Origin of the sequence: Draconibacterium orientale (assembly GCF_900111425.1) — a bacterium.
GTDB classification, from domain to species: Bacteria; Bacteroidota; Bacteroidia; order Bacteroidales; family Prolixibacteraceae; genus Draconibacterium; species Draconibacterium orientale.
The window spans coordinates 1-22,689 of sequence record NZ_FOHT01000051.1; the positions used below are offsets into that span (position 1 = coordinate 1).

Here is a 22,689-nt window from a genome sequence, read left to right on the forward strand (position 1 = left end):
AGCCCGTCAGCGCCGATGGTACTGCGTAAAAGTGGGAGAGTAGGTCGCTGCCAATTTAAACCAAAGCCCGTGTTCAATAGAGCACGGGCTTTTTTATTGTTGTTAATTAAGCTAAAAAGTATTTAACTTATAATGATGGCTTAAATGCTTTTTTTAGATTTGTGTTAAAATTTTCTGTATGCTAAAAGCACGGTATTTTTTGCTCACTGTTCTAATTTGTACGGTACTGCCCATAATGGTTATAGCACAGCCACGCGGTATTAATACGCAAAGAGAACAGAATGAACAAACAGCTGTTAAGGAGGTTCCATCAAAAATAAAACTGTGGTACCTGAAAGGTGATGGTGCATTTAAAGATTCAACAGTTTTAGATACACTGCACGATTATAAACATATCTTTCATCCGATATTTAAAAATTCAATATCGGCTACCTATACAGGCAACTACGGAAACCCGGGAATGAGCAACGACTTTTTCCAACGTGGCAATCAAACCAATTATTTTTTCCTTCAATCGAGGCAGGATTACCTGTTAACTCCGGGGAAAATAAAGTACATGAATACAACTACACCCTATACACGTTTCGATTACAGCCAAAGCGAAAACAAATCGAGGAATAACGAAACGCGTTTTGATGTGGTGCACTCGCAAAATGTAACGCGATTCTGGAACTGGACATTCCGCACCAATCAGGAGAAATCCGACGGGCAATACAGTGCTCAGGATGCCAAAAACAATTTTGTGGCACTAAACACCAGTTATAATCGCGACCAGTGGAATGTTTACGGCGGATTCATTTCAAACTCGTTAAAAAATAGCGAAAACGGTGGTTTAACAAACGATACAATACTCTTCTCGGGGCAGGAGGCCGAATACTGGCCGACAAACCTGAGCGAAGCCAGGAGTCAATTCAATAGTATTAATTATTATACTACAGCAGAATACCGAATCGGAAAATACGATTTTGATCCGGTGGACAGCGTTGATGTTTTCAGGCCGATTGTGGGCTTAATGTACAGTTTCGGGCACGACAGGTATTCGCAGAAATTTGTGGACGAAGAAGACACTACTAACACCTTCTTCATGAATACTTATTACGGTGATGATTACACTACCGATGAAATAAAGTACCGGCGAATAAGTAATGTATTTCAGCTAAAGCAGTACGAAAACCCGAATAGAAAATACACCTTTGGGAAAAGAGCCTTTTTGGGGCACGAACTATTTCGCGGAAATACTCCGGGAGTTCAGGTGAATGATTCGACCCACCGACGTTTTGATATTAAGTACTCGAACCTGTATGTAGGTGGTGGTATTTTTAGGGAAATGGGAAGTTTTTGGCTTTGGAATTTCGATGGAAAAGTGAACCTGGCCGGACGAAATGCAGGGGAGCTGGAGTTAAACGGAATGATAACAAAACCATTCAGTTTCTGGGGCGATTCAGCGGCAGCGATGATATTTACCGGTTCGTTCGAGAATAGAGTTCCTGACTATTTCCAGGAAACATTCCGATCAAATCATTTTCAGTGGGACAATGATTTTGATGCCGAACAACGTTTAACACTGGGGGCGAAATTCAGAGTGCCACAACGTAAACTCGAATTGGCAGCCAACTACGCTGCCATAAATAACTTTCTGTATAATAACGAGGAAGCTATTCCCGATCAAACGTCAAACGAAATATTGGTAATGTCGGTGTATGCCGATAAGGATTTTAACTACCGGCGATTCCATTTCCGCACGCGCTTGCTTTGGCAAAAAGTGTCGGAAGAGCGCTACCTGCATTTACCCGAATGGTCGGCTTTTGTAAATACCTACTACCAGTTTACCATTTCGAAAGTAATGTTTACTCAAATTGGTGCCGATGTGCGTTATAATACAAACTATTATGCCGATGCGTACTCGCCGGCAACCGGTTTGTTTTACCTGCAGAGCGAAAAAGAATATGGCAATTATCCGTATATAGATGTATATGCTACATTGCGTCTGAAACGTACGAAGGTTTTCTTTAAATATATGAACCTTGGCACGCACTTTCTTGACGGCACGTACATGACAACGCCAAACTACCCAATGCCGCGCGCTACTTTCCGTTTGGGCGTTTCGTGGGCATGGTACGATTAGGTTACTCGTTTATAGTACTTAGATATTTGGTAATTATTTAGGTAGTGAAGGAGATTCAGCGATTCTATCAGAACTAAAATATTTTGAGTTTTGCTTTATCCTTCACCTGTCAACTGACGGGAGCTCTGATAAACGTGTGATGTTACTTTAAAAATTCTGACCTATCGGTATAAATTTTCCCCCTGATTAGGGGAAATGACGTCAGCCAAATGGGGAGCGAAATTTAACACTTCTAATTTTTATTGATTAAATCGTAAAACTCCGAAAGGATCATTGCGGTAGCACCCCAAATTATTTCTCCATCGTATTTTACGCAGGGCACTTGCATTAATCCGGTAAGTGTTTTTAATTCGATGGTGGAGTGCGGTGGTTTAAAGGCTTCAATGGGGAAAAGAATGGTTTTCTCTACTTCATCAGGGCAAAGTATAAATTCAGGGTTGGTATCCATCCAGCCCACAAATGGTGTTATCTGGAAACGGCTCACTTCAACATAAAACGACGAAAGCGTTCCCAGCAGCCTGATCTTATCCCGGGGAATTCCAATTTCTTCGTAAGTTTCGCGCAGTGCCGTTTCGCTTGCACTTTCGTTGGCCTCATTTCGTCCGCCCGGTAAGGCAATTTGTCCTGCATGGTGTTTCATATACACGGGGCGCTTAATCAGGCAAACCTTTAATCCGTCAACATCACGAAAAAGCAACAACAGCACACTGCTTGGCTTCACCTTGCCCTGGTCTTCAGGAGCAGGATTTAGCACACGTCCGGGCGGCAGCATTTTATAATGCGACTGCGAACCGGGAAGGGCTCCTTTTAAAGCGGCTGCTATTTTATCAGGATGCGTAATCATTAGACGCAAAAATAAAAAATACCTGCTGATTTGAGAAGGCGAAATGCAGAAACAATTTTTGTGGTAGTGTAAACGAAGCGACGAATCAGATCAATATTCAAAATCTTTCGCTACTTCCGAAAAAATCCGGTACGAATCCAACCGCTTTTGCTGGTCGTAAATGTGCGATGAAACGATTATTTCGTCGGCAGCGGTGTTAGCTATAAGCTCTTGGAGTTCGCGCTCAATTTTTTCTTTTCCGCCAATAAGCGAGCAGGCCAGCATCTGGTCGATTTGCGTTTTAATGATTCCCCATTTCTCGTAGCCCAAATGCCGGGTTGGAGGCTGCATCAACTCGCGACGGCCGGTAATAATTCCCATAAAACTGCGTCGCATGGTGCTGGCCAGGTATTCGGCTTCGTCCTCGGTTTCGGCAGCAACCACCTGGCTACCCACAATCACATAAGGTTTGTCCAATTGGGCGGATGGTTTAAAATTGTCGCGGTATATTTTTAATGCGGCAATAAGCATTTGTGGCGCAAAATGACTGGCAAATGCATAAGGCAATCCCAGTTCGGCGGCCAGGTAAGCACTGTCGGTACTCGATCCTAAAATCGTTATGGGCACGTTGGCACCTTCAGATAAAACAGAGCGTACTTCGGCTGTTCTGTTTTCGACTGAGAAATATTGTTGAATTTTACGCACTTCGTTCGGGAAATCCTGCGCAGCACGCATACGGTCGTAGCGCAGTTCGGCAGCGGTTACCGGATCGGTTCCGGGGGCCCGGCCCAAGCCTAAATCGATTCGGTTGGGGTAGAGGGCAGCCAGGGTGCCAAACTGCTCGGAAACGATTAGCGGCGAATGGTTGGGCAGCATAATTCCACCTGAGCCAACGCGTATGTTTTTTGTTTCTGCGGCAATGTAAGCAATTATAATCGATGTGGCGGCGCTGGCCACACTAATGATATTGTGATGCTCGGCCACCCAGTAGCGGCTGTAACCCAGCAGTTCGGTATGTTGTGCCAACTCGAGGCTGTTGTGCAAAGCATCAGCGGGAGTCGAGCCTTCGGCAACCGGTGCTAAATCGAGCACCGAAAAGGCCAATTGTTTTCTGTCTGTCATTCTTGTTTTCTCCTTTGGCCTATATAACAAAGGAAGGTGGATTTTGATTAATGCGCAGGGGGAAATTAGTCGAAACGAATCACCTTATCAGGCGAAATTTTCGAGATAAACCAGCTTGGGATAATAAGTATCAGCGAAGTAATTACAATGGTTCCGAGGTTGAGCAGCAGCAGGTGGGTAAGCGAAAAATTCATCGGCACATAATCAACGTAATACGACTCGGGATTAAGCTGAATGATATGAAAAAACTTTTGCAGTAACACGATAGCCACACCGATTATATTTCCCCACAGCAGTCCGCGACCGGTTAAAAATACCGAGAGGTACACAAACACTTTACGGATGCTCCAGTTGGGGCTTCCCATGGCTTTTAGCACGCCAATCATTCCGGCACGTTCAAGTATCAGCACCAGTAAACCCGACACCATATTAAAGGCCGCAACAATAACCATCAGTATCAGGATAATCCACACGTTCATATCCAGAATCGACAGCCAGTCGAAAATTTGTGGGTAAACGCGCGTTATACTTTGTGTGCGCAGTATCTCCGAGTTTTCTTCGCGGTAACTGATAATAATATTGCGTATGTTTTGTTCAATGTTGTCGATATTGAAAAAGTCGGTGGTAATTACTTCAAAGCCGGTAATCTGGTCCGGGCGCCAGTCGTTAAGCCGCTGAATTTGTTTCAGGTCGCCCACAATAAACAACTGGTCGAACTCTTCGAAACCGGTGCGGTAAATACCACTAATCTGCATTTGCAGCATGCGTGGGATCACCTCGTCGCCGGTAAGAAAATAAACCACAATGCGGTCGTTTAGTTTCAGGCGCAATAGTTTGGCCACCTGGGCCGACAGCAACACTTCGTTTACCCGGGCACTGTCGGTAATATTCGGCAATTGGCCCTCGATAAGGTGTTTGCTAAAAAACTGCCAGTCGTAATTTTGGTCAACCCCTTTAAACACGATAGCCTGAATGTACTCGTCGGTTTTTATCATGCCCGGTTTGGTGGCATAAGGCTGCAGGCGTTGTACACCGGGTAATGCTTTTACATCGTCAAGGAATGGCTGATTTTCGGAAACAGGACTGGTTTCGTACGAGTTGTTCGAGTCGTAATTAATAATCTGAATATGCGAACCAAAGCCGATTACTTTGTTGCGGATTTCTTTTTTAAATCCGGTAACCACCGCTACGGCAACAATCATTACTGTTAAACCCAGCGCAATACCCGCCAGCGCAATACGAATAATACGTTGCGACAATTGCTTTTTGTTTGCTTTATCGAAAAATAACCTGCGCGATATAAAGAGTTCGGTGTTCAAAATTTCAGACGATTTTAAAAGTCAATTTTCTGCAGCCAAATGTACAAATCTATTTTTTACTTTTTGCCCGAAGTTCGATGGATCAGTTTAAATTTCAGGAGGAGAAGCAATTATTATCATTTTGCTTTGTTTCTTTATTGATAAATGAGCTCATGTCAAAGTCAATACTGGCTTAATTGAGGCGCTACCCTTTTGTTCCCGACGTAAAGTACGGAATTTCGCAAGCTCAACTGTAGACATTTTCCCTTATGAAGGGAAAACAGTTTTATAGTAAGGGCGGAAGAAGACTTGATGCTATCCTCTTTAGTTTGTTAATTGTTGGCTCCCCTCTTGAGTTCCTGACAGGGTGAGGGGTTAAGCATATCTCAATAGTTTTAATGTCGTTCCAAAGTTGCAATACACCGCAATCTCTATGTAATCTGCTCTAAGTTTTAGTTCTTTTTCCTACTTCTGACTTCCGTCTGGGACTATTATTTTGCTGTTTCAACCTGCAGGTCGGCTTCCGGCAGTTCGCTTCGGCGATTAATAAACGGAAGCACCATTACTGATAGTATTCCGATAAGAATAATCATCGCTGTCATTGAAGTGTGGGCCACAAAAGCAAAGATAATCCCGTTTTCGTTGGCTACGCCGTACAGCGACAAGGCTTCTTTGGCCATAAAATGCCATGCCCCGATTCCGCCCTGTACCGGTGCTACCATCCCAAAACTTGCCAGTACAAATGTGGTTAGTCCGGCAATAGGGTTCAGGTTGCTGGTAAAATCAAAAGCGAAGAATACCACGTAAAGCATTAGGTAATACATGCCCCAGATAAAAGCGGAGTGAAAAAAGAACCAGCCTTTTTTCTCGATGTTTCGAATAGAAATAAAACCCTCCTTAAAGTTGCGAATCACTTCCATTATTTTTTTGAAAAAGGCCGTATGTTTAAATGCGTTTCTGAAAAAGAAAATCAAAACGGCAAATACAACAACGCCGATAATAAGGTAAGGCGATGTAATAGCGGCATGCAGTTTTTCCGATATTTCCGGATTGGATTTCATAAAATGTAACATCTTGCCAAACTGCGAGAGAATGACAATAGCAAGCAGAATCAGTAGCGATATCAGGTCGATTAGTCGTTCGGCAACCACGGTACCAACTAATTTGGTAAACGATATTTTTTCGTAACGTGCCAAAACACCACAGCGCGATACTTCGCCCATTCGCGGGAAAGCCATGTTCATTAAATAGCCCACCATTACGGCCAAAAAAGTATTGATAAAACGTGGTTTGTGCCCGATTGGCTCAATCATTAAGCCCCAGCGCAGCGTGCGGCTGATGTGGCTTAATAAACCAATAAACAGCGAGAGTGCCACCCACCAGTAGTTTACATCATTCTTTAAAACGGTCTTAATCCGCTCAATATCCTGATCTTTATAAATAAGCCAAAAAATGAATGCCCCAAGGGCGAAGAAGCCGATAAACTGTAGAATCTTAACGATTGTTTTTTTCAAAATCAAGGTCTTTTTAATGCTTTCTTTTCCGCGCTATCTGTTATTTCCCTTAAATTTTACTACTTTCACGACGCGAAAAATACCGTTAGGTACCGAGCATTTCTTTGATGGCAAAAATATAAATTTGTTTTATTAATCGTAAGAAAAAGGGATATTAAGTAAAATTGACAATGAACGAAGTTGAGTGTAATGAGCTATGTAAGACCCAAAAAAAATCTTGGTCAGCATTTTTTAACCGACCAAAATATTGCGCGAAAAATTGTTGACAGCCTGGGCACCGATGTACAGGATGTACTGGAAATCGGTCCCGGAATGGGAGTACTCACTCAATATCTTTTACAACGCCCCGAGTTAAATGTTCATGTTGTCGAGATCGATACCGAATCGGTAGAATACCTCAAACATAATTTTCCGACACTACAACACATTTGGGGAGAAGATTTTTTGAAAGCTGATGTTGTTGAGCGTTTTTCAGGTCAATTCAGTGTTATCGGTAATTTCCCGTATAATATTTCATCGCAAATCTTTTTTCGCGTATTGGAATACCGCAACCGCATTCCCGAAACCGTTGGAATGATACAAAAGGAGGTTGCCGAGCGTATTGCCGCGCCTCACGGATCAAAAGTATATGGAATACTGAGTGTTTTGTTACAGGCTTTTTTCGATATCGAATACCTGTTTACCGTATCGGAAGGTGTGTTTAACCCGCCGCCAAAAGTAAAATCGGCAGTGGTAAGGTTAAAACGCAACCAGGTAAAAGAACTACCGTGCAGCGAAGCACTGTTTGTAAAAGTGGTGAAGGCAGCTTTTAACCTTCGCCGTAAAATGCTACGTAACTCGTTAAAGGAAATTTGCGCTGCTTTACCCGAAGAGTATGCTATGAAACGTCCTGAACAACTTTCGGTCGGTGCGTTTATTGATCTGACTTGTAAAATCGAAGAAATCGAAAAACAGTAAATCATGAGTTTTGAAGCCACCAGAGAATACATTGAGCAGTTAAGAGAGCTGATTGAGGAAGGGAACAAAAAGGAAGTTGCTGTCTTGATGAAAGATCTTCATCCGGCTGATATTGCCGAGATTATGGATGATCTGAACACCGAGGAAGCAAAATTCATTTATTTATTGCTTGATGGAGAAAAAGCTTCCGATGTTCTGATTGAGATTGATGAAGACGACCGCCGCCGATTTTTAAAAGTTATTCCAGCTGAGATGATCGCCACGCGGTTTATCGAATACATGGATTCGGATGATGCTGCCGACGTGGTTGCCGATCTGGATGAAGATGTTCAGAAAGAAGTACTGAACGAAATTGAAGACATTGAGCAGGCCGGTGATATTATTGATTTGCTGGATTACGAAGAAGATTCGGCCGGTGGTATTATGGCAAAAGAGCTGGTTGCCGTTAACGAAAACTGGAATGTAGCCACCTGCCTGAAAGAAATAAGCCGGCAGGCAGAAGAGGTGGACGAGATCTTTTATATTTATGTAACCGATGATGATGATAAACTAAAGGGTATATTATCGTTAAAAAAGCTGATATTAAATCACACCAACACCAAAGTATCGAAAATTTACGACCCCGATGTAAAAAAGGTATTCACCAGCACGCGTCAGGAAGAGGTAGCTGAGCTGATGGATAAATACGACCTTGTAGCCATGCCGGTAGTTGATGAAATCGGGCGTTTGCAGGGAAGGATCACTTTCGATGATGTGATTGATTTTGTGCGCGACGAAGCCGAAAAAGATTACCAGATGGTTTCGGGTATTACCGGCGATGTAGAGCCCGGCGATAAAGTGTGGCATGTGCTGCGCGCGCGTTTTCCGTGGTTACTGATTGGTTTATTGGGAGGTATTTTAAGTGCGGTGGTTCTAGGCTCGCACGAAGAGTCGTTGACCAAAGTTACCCAGCTGGCATTTTTTATTCCGCTTATTGCGGCAATGGCCGGAAATGTTGGGGTACAGTCGTCGTCGATTGTGGTACAAAGTATTGCAAGTGGTGTAAAAGATATTGAAACGCCTGTCCGAAAATTGGTGAAGGAAATATCAATTGCAGTGTTAACGGCGAGTATTTTTGCCGTGCTCATTTTTTTCTACAACTTCTTTGTTTCCGGGAATATGAACCTTACTTATTCGGTTTCCATATCCTTATTTATTGTCATCATTTTTGCCTCTTTGTTTGGCACAGTAATACCTTTAATTCTTCATCGTTTTAAAATCGACCCTGCTTTGGCAACCGGGCCCTTTATTACAACCATGAATGATATTTTGGGAATGATGATCTACCTGAGTATATCGGGTATGTTTTTCAACCTGGTTTAAACCGAATTTATTGCAATTACCGGATCGAGTTTGGCGGCAGCACGTGCCGGCATAAATCCCGCCAGGAAGCCGATTACGGATGAAATCATTAGTCCGTTAATAATATTTCCGGTAGTTAAAACGATGGTGAAATCAGTCGATTGGTTTACAATAATTGTTCCTGCATAAATCAAAAGCAACCCGATAACTCCGCCAATTACTGAAAGTACAATTGCCTCGAAAATAAATTGCAACAGAATAAAATAACGTTTGGCTCCCAGCGATTTCTGAATACCGATTATTTTGGTACGTTCTTTTACCGAAACAAACATGATGTTGGCAATTCCAAAACCACCAACAAGGATTGAGAACCCGCCAATAATAGCTCCGGCCAAATTAAACACCACAAAAAACTGATCGAACTGGTTGGCAACAATACTTACTTCATTTAATGCAAAATCGTTCTCTTCCATTGGTTTCAGCCGGCGAATGGTGCGCATAATACCTTCCAGCTCGGCCATAAATTTATCGCTGTCGATATTGTCTTTTGCTTTAATACAAATGGTTTGTCCACGATCCCGATCACGTACATCAATCATGTAATACGATTTTACCACACTAATGTGGATGTAGCGGTCCATGCTGGTGCCGAAAGCATCTTGCCCCATTGGCGTGTAAACACCTATAATATTGAACTTTTGCCCCTGAATTTTTATGGTTCGGCCAACCGGATCCAGTCCATCAAAAAGCTGGTCGGCAATTTCGTGCCCGATTACTGCAGCCGGTGCACCGGTTCGCATTTCCGAATCGGTAAAGTAGCGCCCTTTGGCAATTTCCAGGTTCCACACATCCATCAGACCTCCTGAGGTTGCCATTATTACAGCATTGTCGAGCGTGGTGCTGCCGTACTGAACTTTACGGCCAAAGCCGAATAAAAAAGCGGCATTATCAACGGTTTGTGAGCGTCGTATCACCTCTTCGGTTTCCTCTAAAGTAGGAACCGGGCGATTTTGGTATTTCCAGAACGGATATTCGGTTTCGCCCTCAGGAGGCGTCCAGGGCATTTTTTGCACATAAACCATGTTACTGCCCAGCGAATTCAGGCTGTCGCGGATAAAACCTTCCAATGAATCGATAACCGTAAAAACGGAAATTATGGCGAAAATACCGATGGTAACACCCAGCAACGAAAGTATGGTGCGCAGTTTATTTGCCGTAAGCGAATTTGCCGCAAACGAAAAAGACTCGTATATCAATCGAAGCAGTAACATTTTCAGGTTCTAATTTAGAGTAAAAGTAGTACTTGTTTTCTATTGTGCTTACTTTAAAACGAAAGCTTTTAAAAAAGTGCTTTTGTATAATTTTTTACTTGCATCAAATTCAGCAATAAGATTTGTTTTATTAGTGTAATTTTGGTGAAAATATTACAATGATTTTAGAAATACTTAAAGCTGTGAATAATATTTTAATTCGCCCTTTGTTTATAATAGTAAATTGTCTGTTTTTTTTATCTTTGCAAGCGAATTTGAAAAATCCAATAAATGGCTGATAATAAAAAAATTAAGACTGCTCTGGTTTCAGTCTTTCACAAAGAAAACTTAGATAAGATTGTTACGAAACTAAACGACTTGGGTGTTAAGATTTTAAGTACAGGTGGTACAAAAAGTTTTATCGAGTCGTTAGGCGTTGAGGTTACGGCAGTTGAAAGTCTAACCGGTTACCCGTCGATATTGGGTGGACGCGTAAAAACTTTGCATCCAAAAGTATTTGGCGGAATTTTATCACGTCGCGACAACCAGGGCGATGTTAGCCAGTTAACAGAATATGAAATCCCGGAGATCGACCTTGTAATTGTTGATCTGTATCCGTTTGAAGATACTGTGGCTTCGGGAGCCGAAGAGCAGGATATTATTGAAAAAATTGATATAGGCGGAATTTCATTGATTCGTGCCGCTGCCAAAAACTTTAAAGATGTGGTGATCGTTCCTTCGCAAAACGAATATCAACCGCTGCTTGAGAAACTGGAAGCCAACAGTGGCGAGTTCAGTTTAGCCGACCGTAAATGGTTTGCCGGAAAAGCATTTGGCGTTTCGTCGCATTACGATGCTGCAATTTTCAGCTATTTCAATGATGGAGTTGATGCCGGAACAGAGCGCATTAGCCTGAACGATGGTGATGTTTTACGTTACGGAGAAAACCCACACCAGGCAGCAACATTCTTCAAATTCGATAACGTTGCCGAAGGTGCTGGCCTTGCCAATGCACAAGTATTGCAGGGAAAAGCCTTGTCGTACAACAATATGCTGGATGCCGATGCAGCGTGGAAATCAGCCAGCGATGCGTATCATTCGGTTACACACCTTGAAAATAAAGTGGCCGTTTCGGTTATTAAACACCTAAATCCTTGTGGATTGGCTGTTACCGACAACATCATGGAATCGTTGGAACTCGCATGGGCCGGCGATCCGATTAGTGCATTTGGTGGCATTATCTGTTTTACCGATACCGTTACCATAGAAGCAGCCGAGTGGTTCAGCAAAAAATTCATCGAAATTATAATCGCTCCTGAATATACCGACGAAGCCCTGGAGGTTTTAGCGAAAAAGAAAAATCTTCGCGTTTTGGTAACACCGGTTCGCCCAATGGTGGCAGGAGAAAAATTATACCGTTCGATTAGCGGCGGAATGTTGGTTCAGGATGAAGATGAAGGTTTGGATACTGAATTTAAAACAGTAACCAAAAAAGAATTTGAAGCTTCAAAAATGAACCTGGCCAAATTCGGAACTATCGCTTGTAAACATTTAAAAAGTAATGCGATTGCTGTTGTTACCGAAACTGAAAACGGAGCTTTCTGGTTAACCGGAGCTGGAATGGGGCAACCAAACCGTTTGGATAGTTTGCGCTACCTAACCATGCCACGTTTCGACCTGAAAGGTGGATTGGATATCGAAAAATCGGTACTGATTTCGGATGCTTTCTTCCCGTTCCGCGACAGCATTGAAGCAGCCAACGAATACGGTGTAAAATACATTATCGAGCCGGGTGGTAGCATCCGCGACGAAGAAGTGATCGACGCTTGTAACGAATTTGGCATTGCCATGGCATTTACAGGCCGCAGACATTTCAGACATTAATAAATAAAATTATCTTTATAGCACTAGATACAAAGCAAATTAATTTATGGGCTTATTTTCATTTTTAACGCAGGAGATAGCAATTGACCTTGGAACGGCCAATACTATTATCATCCATAATGATAAAATTGTAGTGGACGAACCTTCGATTGTAGCCATCGATTTGAAAACCGAAAAGATGGTTGCCATTGGGGAAAAAGCCAGGCAAATGCAAGGGAAGACGCACGCAAATTTAAAAACAATCAGGCCGTTACGCGATGGTGTGATTGCCGACTTTAATGCTGCGGAGCAAATGATCAGGGGGATGATTAAAATGATTAACCCGAAGTCGAGGATGTTTTCTCCGGCTTTAAAAATGGTAATTTGTATCCCTTCAGGAAGTACCGAAGTTGAAATCCGTGCGGTACGCGACTCGTCGGAACATGCCGGCGGACGCGAGGTTTACATGGTTTACGAACCACTGGCCGCTGCAATTGGTATCGGTTTAGATGTGGAAGCTCCTGAAGGAAATATGGTGGTAGATATAGGTGGTGGTACTACCGAGATTGCGGTTATCTCTCTTGGTGGTATCGTAACCAACAAATCAATCCGTATTGCCGGCGACGATCTTACTGCCGACATTATGGAATATATGCGTCATCAGCACAACATTAAAATTGGTGAACGCACAGCAGAGGAAATTAAAATTCACGTAGGTTCGGCCTTGTCGCAATTAAAAGAACCACCACCGGATTATGTAGTTCAGGGACCAAACCAAATGACGGCATTGCCAATTGAGGTGCCGGTTTCGTATCAGGAAATTGCACATTGCCTGGAAAAATCGATCTCGAAAATTGAAACAGCGGTGTTGAGTGCACTGGAGCAAACACCTCCGGAATTGTATGCTGATATTGTGGTGAAAGGAATTTGGCTGGCAGGCGGTGGCGCCTTGTTAAAAGGCCTTGACAAACGACTGACCGACAAAATTGGTATTCCGTTCCATATTGCAGAAGATCCGTTACGTGCGGTGGTAAGAGGTACCGGTATTGCCCTGAAAAATGTAGAAAACTTCTCATTCCTGATCCGATAATAGTAAGTTAAAATATAAATGCGCAGTCTCCTTCGATTCCTGGTAAGAAATTTTGCGTTTCTACTGTTTCTTTTACTAGAGGTGGTTTCGTTGGTGATGGTATTTAACTACAATAGTTTTCAGCGCTCGCGTTTTCTGAATTCGGCCAATTTTATTTCGGCTAGTTTTTACAATACTACAAGTTCGGTGTTTCAGTACTTCGAACTGGCACGCGTAAACGAAGAGTTGGCAAACGAAAATGCTTATCTCCGTTCGATGTTGGATGGTGGAACATTGGAAGAAATATCAAGTCACGATTCGATAGTTATTACACACGAACTGCCCGATTCACGCTTTGTATTCCGGGCAGCGCGTATTATTAACAATTCGGCCAATAAACAGCAGAATTATATCACACTCGATAAGGGGCTCGACCACGGAATACAAGCCGATCAGGGAATTTTGGCACCCGAGGGAGTGGTTGGTGTGGTTACCAGCGTTTCCAAATCGTACGCTTCGGGTTTGTCGTTGCTTAATCCGCGATGGAGCATTTCGGCCAAGCTCAAAAACTCGGGCTATTATGGTTCATTACGCTGGAATGGCCAGAATTACCGGCAGGCCGACTTGCAGGAAATACCCATTCACGTTAACCTGGCAACCGGCGATACGGTGGTAACAAGTGGGTATTCATCCATTTTTCCTGAAGGATTGCTGATTGGTACCATTCTATCGTTTGATAAGCCACAGGGCGAAAATTACTACAATATAAAAGTGAAGCTGGCTGTCGATTTTAAATCGATACGCTATGTACATGTCATCGAAAATGTAAAGAAAGAGGAGTTGAAAGCTCTGGAGAATAAAGTAATAAATGGGGCGGGAAATTATTAAATATGCCATAATGTTTACGGTGCTTGTGCTAACGCAGGTACTGTTTTTAAACCAGGTGCAGATCAGTGGGTTTGTAAATCCATACATCTACATTTTGTTTATTATGCTGCTTCCCGTAAACGCACCGAGGTATGTGCTTCTTTTGGGCGGATTTTTCATTGGCCTTAGTATCGATATCTTTTCCAATTCACTGGGTATTCATGCTTTTGCTTCGGTGTTTATTGCCTTTCTGCGACCTCCAATTATCAGGGCAATTACCAACCGCGAAGAAGACATGGCCGATTACCCCGGACTGGCGCAAAACGGTTTGGGCTGGTTTCTGTACTACACGGCAATAATGGTGTTGCTGCATCATGTAGCGCTTTTCTTTATCGAAGTGTTTACTTTTGTCGATATTCTCAGAACTTTATATCGTATCGTTTTAAGTTCGTTGTTTTCAATTTTTGTTATAGTTTTAAGCCAGTTTATTGTATTTCGCGATTAACAGAAGTCGAAAAGAAGGATACTTAAATTAGAACTTTTTAAAAAAGAATTGCAGCTTATAGTTGCTATTAGTAAGAATATCTTACAGACCAGGTAATACATGAACAATTTGTCGAAACGAAGTTATATTGTTGCCGCTGTTTTTGCAGTGGTAGCATTGATTTATGCCATCGATTTGTTTCGGCTGCAGGTGTTGGATTCCGACTACAAACAATATGCTACCAATAACGTTTTGCGCGAAGTTGTGCAGTATCCGGCGCGCGGATTGGTTTACGACCGTAACGGCGAGTTGCTGGTGTACAATAAAACGGCTTACGACCTGATGGTTACCCCGCGTGAAGTGGAGCAGTTTGATACACTTTTACTGTGTAATTTACTCGACATTACTCGTCCCGATCTGGAAGAGGGAATTGCCAAAGCCAAAAAATATTCGAGGTACAAACCATCGGTGTTGATCAAACAAATATCGCCCGAAAATTTTGCCTTGTTGCAGGAACAGCTGTATAAGTTTAAAGGATTTCACTCGCAAACCAGAACATTGCGCGAATATACACACCCTGTAGCTGCTCATGTTTTGGGGTATGTTGGCGAGGTGAATGCCAACGACATAAAACGCGATAAGTACTATAAATCGGGCGACTACATTGGGCAAAGCGGGGTAGAGAGAACTTACGAAAAGCAGTTGCGTGGGGTTAAAGGGGTAAAAAAATTCATGGTTGATGTGCACAACCGAATTCAGGGATCGTACCTGAATGGAACAGAAGATAAACCGGCCGAAATTGGTAAAAACCTGGTTTCGACAATCGATATTGATTTGCAGCTTTATGCCGAAAAACTTTTTCAGAATAAAAAAGGAGCCGTAGTTGCCATCGAACCAAAAACAGGCGAAATACTGGCAATGCTAAGTGCTCCAACCTACGACCCCGGTTTGTTGGTGGGCAGGGTTCGTGGTAAGAATTTTAGTCACCTGCAAAACGATACTTTAATGCCTTTGTTCGACCGGTCGTTACAAGCGCGTTATCCGCCGGGATCGACATTTAAACCATTCAACATTTTAATTGGCTTGCAGGAAGGAGCGATCAACACGGCTACAAGGGTTGTGTGTAATGGTAAAGCATCAAGTCCGATCAGGTGTACACACAATCATATTTCGCCGGCAAGTGTTATCGATGCGGTACGCGAGTCGTGTAATCCGTTTATGTGGAATACTTTTCGCAATACGATCAATAAATTCCCAACTACTGCTGAAGGTTTTGCAGTGTGGAGTGAGTACGTAAAACGTTTTGGGTTGGGGCAAAAAGTAAGTGCCGAGTTTTATAACGAAAATCCGGGACTGCGCCCAACAGTCGATTATTATAACCGGAAGTTTGAAGGCGATTGGTGGCGGGCTTTAACCGTACGCTCGCTGGCAATTGGTCAGGGCGAGCTGGGAACAACTCCTTTGCAAATGGCAAATCTGGCGGCAATTCTGGCCAATAGAGGATACTATTATCAGCCACACATAATTAAGGAAGTGGAGAATGATACGGTACGAAGCAGCTTTTCGGTTAAACACGAAACCGGAATTGAAGACCAATATTTTGAGCCTGTTTATGAGGGAATGCGGCAAGTTACCATTGCGCGTTTGAATCGTTCGGTTCCCGGAATCAGTTACTGCGGAAAAACCGGAACCATTGAAAATAACCAGGGAATCGATCATGGGGCGTACATGGCTTTTGCACCAGCAGAAGATCCGAAGATTGCACTTTGTGTTTATGTAGAACACAGTAAATGGGGGGCTAGTTATGCAGCGCCTATTGCCAGTTTACTGATTGAAAAATACCTGAACGATAGCATTGCCGATAACCGGCTTATTTACCAGAAACAAATGATGGAAGCTGTGTTAACAGATCCTCACAACCCGGAATTAGCAGATTAATGCCAAGAAGAAATAACATATTAGCAAATATTGATTGGTTAACCGTTGGCCTGTATGTACTCATGCTGTTTCTGGGCTGGTTTAATATTTATGCCGCTTTGTACAGCGACGAGCACCAAAGTATTTTCGATATTACACAACAATACGGAAAACAGCTGATGTGGATCGGAGCCGCTTTTGTTTTGGCCTTGATAATTATGTTGCTGGAGGTTAACTTTTATGTGTTTTTCTCCTACATTATTTATGGCGCTTTCATATTGCTGTTATTGCTGGTGCCGTTTGTTGGTAAAGAAATTAACGGGGCACGGTCGTGGTTTGAAATTGGCCCGATATTATTTCAACCGTCCGAGTTTACCAAATCGGCAACAGCACTGGCATTGGCCCGATACATGAGTACTCATGGATTTAAACTACAAACTCCAAAATCGTTACTAACTGTTGCGGCAATAATATTGGGGCCGGTGGTTTTAATTCTGATGCAAAACGATACCGGTTCGGCATTGGTTTACTTCTCGTTTGTTCTGGTGTTGTATCGTGAAGGTTTATCGGGAGTGGTACTTTTCTTCGGAACTCTGGTAGCGCTGCTTTTTGTTTTAGCCCTTGTATTGGCCAATCTCTCGCTTGCATTAATTATGGTTGGAGTGGCTTTATTAATGTTCTTAATTTTTAATCCAAAGCTCAAACAGTTTTTTAATGTTGTAATTATTTATGCCTTGTCCATTGGTTTTTTTATTCTTTTAAGTTTTGTGGTAAACACATCATACACCTTGGCACAATTTATACTTGCCGGGGCTGTGGCAGGCTCATTAATTGTGTTGTACCATAGTGTTCGGAACAAGTTTTCGAATTACACAAAAATAGCAATTGTATTTATTGGTTCCATACTGTTTACCATTTCGGTTGATTATGGTTTCGAGAATTTTTTGGAGCCTCACCACAAGGCACGGATAAACGAGTTGCTGGGAATTGAATCGAACCCGCAGGGTGCCGGCTACCACGTAAACCAAAGTAAAATTGCCATTGGTTCAGGAGGAATGTGGGGTAAAGGCTACCTTGAAGGCACACAAACCAAGTTTGATTTTGTACCTGAACAGAGTACCGATTTTATTTTTTGCACCGTTGGCGAAGAGTGGGGCTTTGCTGGAACACTGAGCATAATCTTACTATTCTTGTTTTTCTTTATGCGCCTTATCTGGCTGGCAGAGCGGCAACGGTCAACATTCTCGCGTATATACGGTTATTCGGTGGCAGTAATCCTCTTTTTCCATTTTATGGTAAACATTGGAATGACCATTGGCATGATGCCCGTTATTGGCATACCGCTTCCGTTCTTTAGCTACGGCGGATCTTCATTGTGGTCGTTCACAATCCTCTTGTTTATACTTATTCGGCTGGATGCCAGTCGATTGGAGAAACTTTCTGGTTAGTGTTTTGGCTTCTTCGCAAGATTCTGTAAAACATTTTTTTAGTACTCCCATTTTTATACCTTTGTGGGGCTTAAAAAAATCGGAAGAATTTCTTTGCTGAAATTCATCAAAAAAGGGAAAAACAGACAGAAAAAATTAATATAGTTCTTTAATATCCTATGGGAGGAAGAACCGCAGATTTATTCGAGTAGCGAATACTTAGACTTGTGCGTTCATTTTTGCAGATCGACTTGCATGCGATCCCATTAAAAAAATTTAATGAGATGATTTATAAACCTTATTCTCTTCACAACTTTAGGCAAATTCCGCAAATGGCGTTTCTTTCGGAAGAACAGAAACTGGAAATTGAGGTGGTTGGAACGGTTTTGCCTTTTAAAACTGATAATTATGTAGTTGATGAGTTGATCGACTGGAATAATTTTGAACGCGATCCATTTTTTATACTCAATTTTCCGCAACGAGAAATGCTTGATAAAGCCAGTTTTAACAAAATGGCTTCGTTAATAACAAGTAACGCTCCACGAAAAACCATTCAGGAAGAAGTTAATAAAATCAGGTTAAAGCTTAATCCAAATCCTGCCGGGCAAGAAAGTAACGTGCCGGTTTTTAATGGTAAAAAGCTAAGCGGTATTCAGCATAAATACCGCGAAACCATGTTGTTTTTTCCAACCCAGGGACAAACCTGCCATGCTTATTGTACCTTTTGTTTTCGTTGGCCGCAGTTTGCGCTAAACGACTTTAAATTTGCCATGAAAGAGGCAGATACTTTGGTGGAATACATTAAGGCCAACCCGCACATTAGCGACGTATTGTTTACCGGTGGCGATCCGGCGGTAATGAAAACCAAATTCTTCGAAGCTTATTTCAACGCTCTGCTTGATGCCGATATTCCACATCTTCGTAATATCCGTATCGGCACAAAATCGTTGGCATACTGGCCGTATCGTTATACAACTGATGAGGATGCTGATGATTTGTTGCGTTTGTTTGAGAAAGTGAAAAAGCGCGGAATTAACATCGCCCTAATGGCTCATTTCAATCATCCGGGAGAATTAAAAACAGAGGCGGTTCAAAAGGCCGTAAAACGACTTATTGGTGCCGGCGTACAGATTCGTTCACAATCGCCGTTGTTACACAATATAAACGACCATAGCGATATTTGGGCCGAAAACTGGAGGGAACAGGTAAAATTGGGAATCACTCCCTATTACATGTTTATTGCCCGCGATACCGGTGCTCAGGACTATTTTGCTGTAACGCTCGATCGTGCCTGGAAAATTTTCAGAAGCGCTTATAATCAGGTTAGTGGCGTATGTCGCACGGTTAAAGGACCGAGCATGTCGTGTAACCCGGGCAAAGTGCAAATTGTTGGTGTGAGCGAAGTGGCAGGGAAAAAAGTATTTGTTTTGAACTTTTTGCAGGGCCGCGATCCGAGCTGGGTTGGTCGCCCGTTTTTTGCCAAATACGATCCGAATGCCATTTGGCTCGATGATTTAAAACCGGCTTTTGGCGAATCGAATTTCTTTTATGAACAAGCCTTCCTTGAATTACTTGCATAAAAAATATAACGCTAATTAAAGCCCGGTCATCAGATCGGGTTTTTTTATTTCAACGCCTTGCTTTTCAGAAACAAAATCGAGAAGCTCGGTAAAAAAGGCCTCAAAATTTGTTTCTAATTCTGTGTAGTTTTCCAAAAGTATTCGTTCAACTTTTTCTGATTTTGATGGCAGACTGGAATGCTTGCCCATAATTTTTAACGACTGTATAATGCCATCAACCGAAGCATACGAAACCAAACGTTTGTGTTGAATAAGAAAAGGCAGAAATCCCTGAACACGCAGCGGCAACGAACTAAAGTGGCTGAGTAAAATGGCATGAACCCGTTTGGCAAAAACCGGCAGGCGAAGGGGAGAGTAGTGGTCCCAGTTTCGCGCCAGAAAATGATCGTAAATAAAATCGACTACAATTCCCGAATACAATCCAAATTCGGGGCGGAAAAGCAACCGGGCTTCCCGTTGCAGCGGATGTGCATCGGTAAAGGAATCGATATGGCGGTGAAGCAAAATACCCCTGGCAATTTCGTCTTCATACAACAGGTATTTATTGCCCTTTATGTAATCGCCAATAAAATTGCCAACCAGCATTTTTTCCGATTCCCCCGAAAGATGAAGATGTGCTAAATAGTTCATGGTAAAGAAACAAACGCTTAAAGTTAAAATTTGTTTTTTAGCTTCTTTTTTTTATGTGTAAAAGTGGTTTACTATCAGCCAATTAGGTTGTTTTTGCTTTTATTTTGAAAAAGAGACACATACAGACTTTTGATCGCGTTTTATTAATTTTTACATTTGCATCCGAAAGTAAAATTATGGCTAAAAAAATAGTTGCATTTGGAGAGGTTGTCTGGGACATTTTACCTAATGGTAAAGTGTTGGGAGGAACGCCTTCTAATTTCGTCTTCAGGTGTAACTCACTGGGTGAAGAAGGCTATTTACTTTCGCGCGTTGGCGACGATGAACTGGGAATGGAAGCCATTGATACGCTTATAAAACTAGGTATTTCGGATAAAAATGTTCAGCTCGATCCGGTATTTAAAACCGGAACAGTTGAGGTAAGTTTTAACGAAAACGACGAGGCGGTTTATAAAGTGGCGCACGATGTGGCTTTTGATCATATCGAGTTTTCGGCCGAAGCACTAAAATTGGTTCGCAAAGCCGATTGTTTGGTGTTTGGATTGTTGCCACAACGTTTTGGTATCTCGAAAAATACATTGCGTGAGCTTATCAAAGAATCGCCCGATTCGCTGCACTTTTTCGATCTCAAGTTGTTCGAGCATTTTTTTAGTAGAAAGGTAGTTAAGCGTTTACTGAAAGCTGCCAATGTTGTGCGTATAAAAGAGAAGGAGATCGAATTTTTGGCCGATAAACTGGAAATTGAATATACCGAGGTTGAAGATTTTGCCCGGGAATTGGCTGAAATATACAAAATCGACATTGTAATTATCACACGTGGCAGCACAGGTGTTTTAGCGCTGCATGCTACCGAGGGCTTATTTTTTGAGCCGGGTTATAATTTAAAAGCCATTGATAATATTGGATCGGGAATGGCATTTGCCGCCGGATTCCTGCATTATTATCTGAATGGAAAACCGGTTGACGAAGCCCTGAAATTCGGGAATGCAGTTGGAGCATTAAATACCACAAAAATGGGTGCAACCAGTTCGTTTACAAAAGACGACGTGCTCGAATTCATGAAAAATACCAGTCAGCACAGGCCGGTGCTATAGTTTTTTTACCAATTATCCTATATTCTTAAACATCTGTTTTTTAGTAACAAAAGCCCTGCTTTTTATGTTTAAAATAAAAAAGCTACAGGATGAAAGTTACAGCAAAAGAAATTACCAATGCATTACTCACTCAGCTGTGGAAGATGTATCTCGATCGTGTTTCGTATGCCCGTGAATATCAGCGCCTGGTTATTGGTAAGGGAGGTAGCGTAGTAAACGATCATATTGCCTTTCGAACATTTAACACACACACAGGCGAACAGCCGGAAGGAATAAGAGCAATAAAGCACATTATTTCCTGCCTGGAGTATGTACCGGTTGAGAAATACAATTTCAAAAAGAAAAAACTGAACGCCGTTCATTTTGAACATCCCGATCCGATGTTTCCCAAACTATTTGTTAGCCAGCTGGAGGTAGAAGAATTACCTGAATGGGCACAGCAAATAATAAAAAATACGGTTAAAGAAACGCCTTATTTATTATCGGATGAAAGTATCGGTTTGTTGGCAACTTTAAAAAAGAAGGGAGAGTTGCCACGAGTGGCAGGCGAAATGCTGGTAAAGGATTTAGCTCAATATTTCAGAAGGCCATGGAATATTCCGAAGAAAGACGATGTTTTGAAAGTAAACGATGTGTCGCAATATGCAGCGTGGGTACTTTTGCATGGTAACGCGGTGAATCATTTTACTGCTTTTGTAAACTATCAGAATGTTAGTGAATGGCCCGACCTGGAATCAACCTGCAAAGGGTTGGCCGAAGCCGGAATACCTATGAAAGAAACCCTTGAGGGAGAAAAGGGAAGTAAATTGCAGCAATCGGCTACGTTGGCTGTAAAAGAAGAAGTAGAGGTAAAGGGCGAGGATGGAATAGAAAAGATGCCTTGGACCTATGCCTACTACGAATTAGCAGAAAGAGGTTTAGTGATTGAAAATGGGGAGGAGAAATTATTCTCAGGATTCCTTGGAGAGCAGGCGAGGCACCTGTTCGATATGACCAGAACAAGGGATAATTAGAGTAATGGAGGAGAAAAAGGAAAGGGAAGCGGCCGGCTTCCCTTTTTTTCTGAAAGCCCATTGAAAATCAATAGCAACTTTTGGTTCAAAGTTTAAATACTCCCCCTGATTGTTCCTTCGACACAATTATTTCTCTTACGAGTAGCTATCCTTTATACACATCTTTTCTCACGATAGTACGCTTTTTGTTGGTGACTATTTAAAATGTAAAATATCCAAGTTGAATATCCGTATTTAGTCATAGTCCAGTAATTCCAGCAATAACCAGCCTGTCAAAGAGTTTTTCTCCAAAATACCTCCGGTTTAGCTTGTAGA

General features: G+C 42.2%; 18 protein-coding genes. 12 read left to right on the forward strand and 6 right to left on the reverse strand.

Annotated features, from left to right (window positions below; all coding sequences use genetic code 11):
- The first annotated feature begins 178 nt into the window (after positions 1 to 178).
- Positions 179 to 2,125: a putative porin gene (locus tag BMW53_RS19345; RefSeq protein ID WP_081804827.1), complete on the forward strand. Its 1,947-nt coding sequence runs from the start codon at positions 179 to 181 to the stop codon at positions 2,123 to 2,125.
- A 232-nt stretch (positions 2,126 to 2,357) separates the two neighbouring features.
- On the opposite strand, the gene BMW53_RS19350 is transcribed toward BMW53_RS19345, so the two are convergent.
- The 4 genes from BMW53_RS19350 to BMW53_RS19365 form a co-directional block, all read right to left on the reverse strand.
- On the reverse strand, positions 2,358 to 2,969 hold the full coding sequence (locus tag BMW53_RS19350) for an NUDIX hydrolase (protein WP_038558412.1): 612 nt from the start codon (positions 2,967 to 2,969) through the stop codon (positions 2,358 to 2,360).
- A 90-nt stretch (positions 2,970 to 3,059) separates the two neighbouring features.
- Positions 3,060 to 4,070 carry an LLM class flavin-dependent oxidoreductase gene (locus BMW53_RS19355; RefSeq protein WP_038558414.1) on the reverse strand — a complete coding sequence of 337 codons (1,011 nt, stop codon included), beginning with the start codon at positions 4,068 to 4,070 and terminating at the stop codon, positions 3,060 to 3,062.
- A gap of 65 nt (positions 4,071 to 4,135) precedes the next feature.
- A complete protein-coding gene (locus tag BMW53_RS19360) occupies positions 4,136 to 5,389 on the reverse strand; it encodes an ABC transporter permease (RefSeq protein WP_038558416.1) in 1,254 nt (417 codons plus the stop codon).
- A 470-nt stretch (positions 5,390 to 5,859) separates the two neighbouring features.
- The gene (locus BMW53_RS19365; protein WP_038564603.1) at positions 5,860 to 6,882 is read right to left on the reverse strand and encodes a lysylphosphatidylglycerol synthase transmembrane domain-containing protein; all 1,023 of its coding nucleotides are present in this window, start codon (positions 6,880 to 6,882) and stop codon (positions 5,860 to 5,862) included.
- A 189-nt stretch (positions 6,883 to 7,071) separates the two neighbouring features.
- Here BMW53_RS19365 and rsmA point away from each other — a divergent pair, with 189 nt between their 5' ends.
- Both rsmA and mgtE read left to right on the forward strand, forming a co-directional pair.
- Positions 7,072 to 7,839, forward strand: a complete 768-nt coding sequence (gene rsmA / locus BMW53_RS19370) for a 16S rRNA (adenine(1518)-N(6)/adenine(1519)-N(6))-dimethyltransferase RsmA (protein WP_038558418.1) — start codon at positions 7,072 to 7,074, stop codon at positions 7,837 to 7,839.
- A gap of 3 nt (positions 7,840 to 7,842) precedes the next feature.
- Positions 7,843 to 9,201 (forward strand): magnesium transporter, encoded by a 1,359-nt coding sequence (gene mgtE / locus BMW53_RS19375; protein ID WP_038558420.1) that lies wholly within the window; start codon positions 7,843 to 7,845, stop codon positions 9,199 to 9,201.
- On the opposite strand, the gene BMW53_RS19380 is transcribed toward mgtE, so the two are convergent.
- Positions 9,198 to 10,451, reverse strand: coding sequence for an ABC transporter permease (locus BMW53_RS19380; RefSeq protein ID WP_038558422.1), 1,254 nt, complete (start codon positions 10,449 to 10,451; stop codon positions 9,198 to 9,200). The two genes, mgtE and BMW53_RS19380, sit on opposite strands and share 4 nt — an antisense overlap.
- 270 nt (positions 10,452 to 10,721) lie before the next feature.
- Here BMW53_RS19380 and purH point away from each other — a divergent pair, with 270 nt between their 5' ends.
- The 7 genes from purH (at position 10,722) to BMW53_RS19415 (ending at position 19,637) form a co-directional block, all read left to right on the forward strand.
- Positions 10,722 to 12,314: a bifunctional phosphoribosylaminoimidazolecarboxamide formyltransferase/IMP cyclohydrolase gene (gene purH, locus BMW53_RS19385; RefSeq protein WP_038558432.1), complete on the forward strand. Its 1,593-nt coding sequence runs from the start codon at positions 10,722 to 10,724 to the stop codon at positions 12,312 to 12,314.
- Positions 12,315 to 12,360: 46 nt separating this feature from the next.
- The gene (locus BMW53_RS19390; protein WP_038558434.1) at positions 12,361 to 13,383 is read left to right on the forward strand and encodes a rod shape-determining protein; all 1,023 of its coding nucleotides are present in this window, start codon (positions 12,361 to 12,363) and stop codon (positions 13,381 to 13,383) included.
- An 18-nt stretch (positions 13,384 to 13,401) separates the two neighbouring features.
- Positions 13,402 to 14,250, forward strand: a complete 849-nt coding sequence (gene mreC, locus BMW53_RS19395; RefSeq protein ID WP_038558437.1) for a rod shape-determining protein MreC — start codon at positions 13,402 to 13,404, stop codon at positions 14,248 to 14,250.
- 10 nt (positions 14,251 to 14,260) lie between these two features.
- On the forward strand, positions 14,261 to 14,734 hold the full coding sequence (gene mreD, locus BMW53_RS19400; RefSeq protein WP_175463521.1) for a rod shape-determining protein MreD: 474 nt from the start codon (positions 14,261 to 14,263) through the stop codon (positions 14,732 to 14,734).
- Between the two features lie 99 nt (positions 14,735 to 14,833).
- The gene (mrdA, locus tag BMW53_RS19405; protein WP_038558440.1) at positions 14,834 to 16,651 is read left to right on the forward strand and encodes a penicillin-binding protein 2; all 1,818 of its coding nucleotides are present in this window, start codon (positions 14,834 to 14,836) and stop codon (positions 16,649 to 16,651) included.
- Entirely contained in the window at positions 16,651 to 18,078 is a 1,428-nt protein-coding gene (gene rodA, locus BMW53_RS19410; protein ID WP_038558442.1) for a rod shape-determining protein RodA, read from the forward strand. The genes mrdA and rodA overlap by 1 nt, the downstream gene beginning before the upstream one ends.
- A gap of 263 nt (positions 18,079 to 18,341) precedes the next feature.
- Positions 18,342 to 19,637: a KamA family radical SAM protein gene (locus tag BMW53_RS19415; RefSeq protein WP_038558444.1), complete on the forward strand. Its 1,296-nt coding sequence runs from the start codon at positions 18,342 to 18,344 to the stop codon at positions 19,635 to 19,637.
- A gap of 15 nt (positions 19,638 to 19,652) precedes the next feature.
- On the opposite strand, the gene BMW53_RS19420 is transcribed toward BMW53_RS19415, so the two are convergent.
- Positions 19,653 to 20,267, reverse strand: coding sequence for an acyl carrier protein phosphodiesterase (locus BMW53_RS19420; protein ID WP_038558446.1), 615 nt, complete (start codon positions 20,265 to 20,267; stop codon positions 19,653 to 19,655).
- Between the two features lie 176 nt (positions 20,268 to 20,443).
- Between BMW53_RS19420 and BMW53_RS19425 the strand changes: the two genes are divergently transcribed.
- Both BMW53_RS19425 and BMW53_RS19430 read left to right on the forward strand, forming a co-directional pair.
- The gene (locus tag BMW53_RS19425; protein ID WP_038558448.1) at positions 20,444 to 21,361 is read left to right on the forward strand and encodes a carbohydrate kinase family protein; all 918 of its coding nucleotides are present in this window, start codon (positions 20,444 to 20,446) and stop codon (positions 21,359 to 21,361) included.
- 89 nt (positions 21,362 to 21,450) lie between these two features.
- The gene (locus tag BMW53_RS19430) at positions 21,451 to 22,374 is read left to right on the forward strand and encodes a DUF1338 domain-containing protein (RefSeq protein ID WP_038558451.1); all 924 of its coding nucleotides are present in this window, start codon (positions 21,451 to 21,453) and stop codon (positions 22,372 to 22,374) included.
- Positions 22,375 to 22,689: the final 315 nt, after the last annotated feature.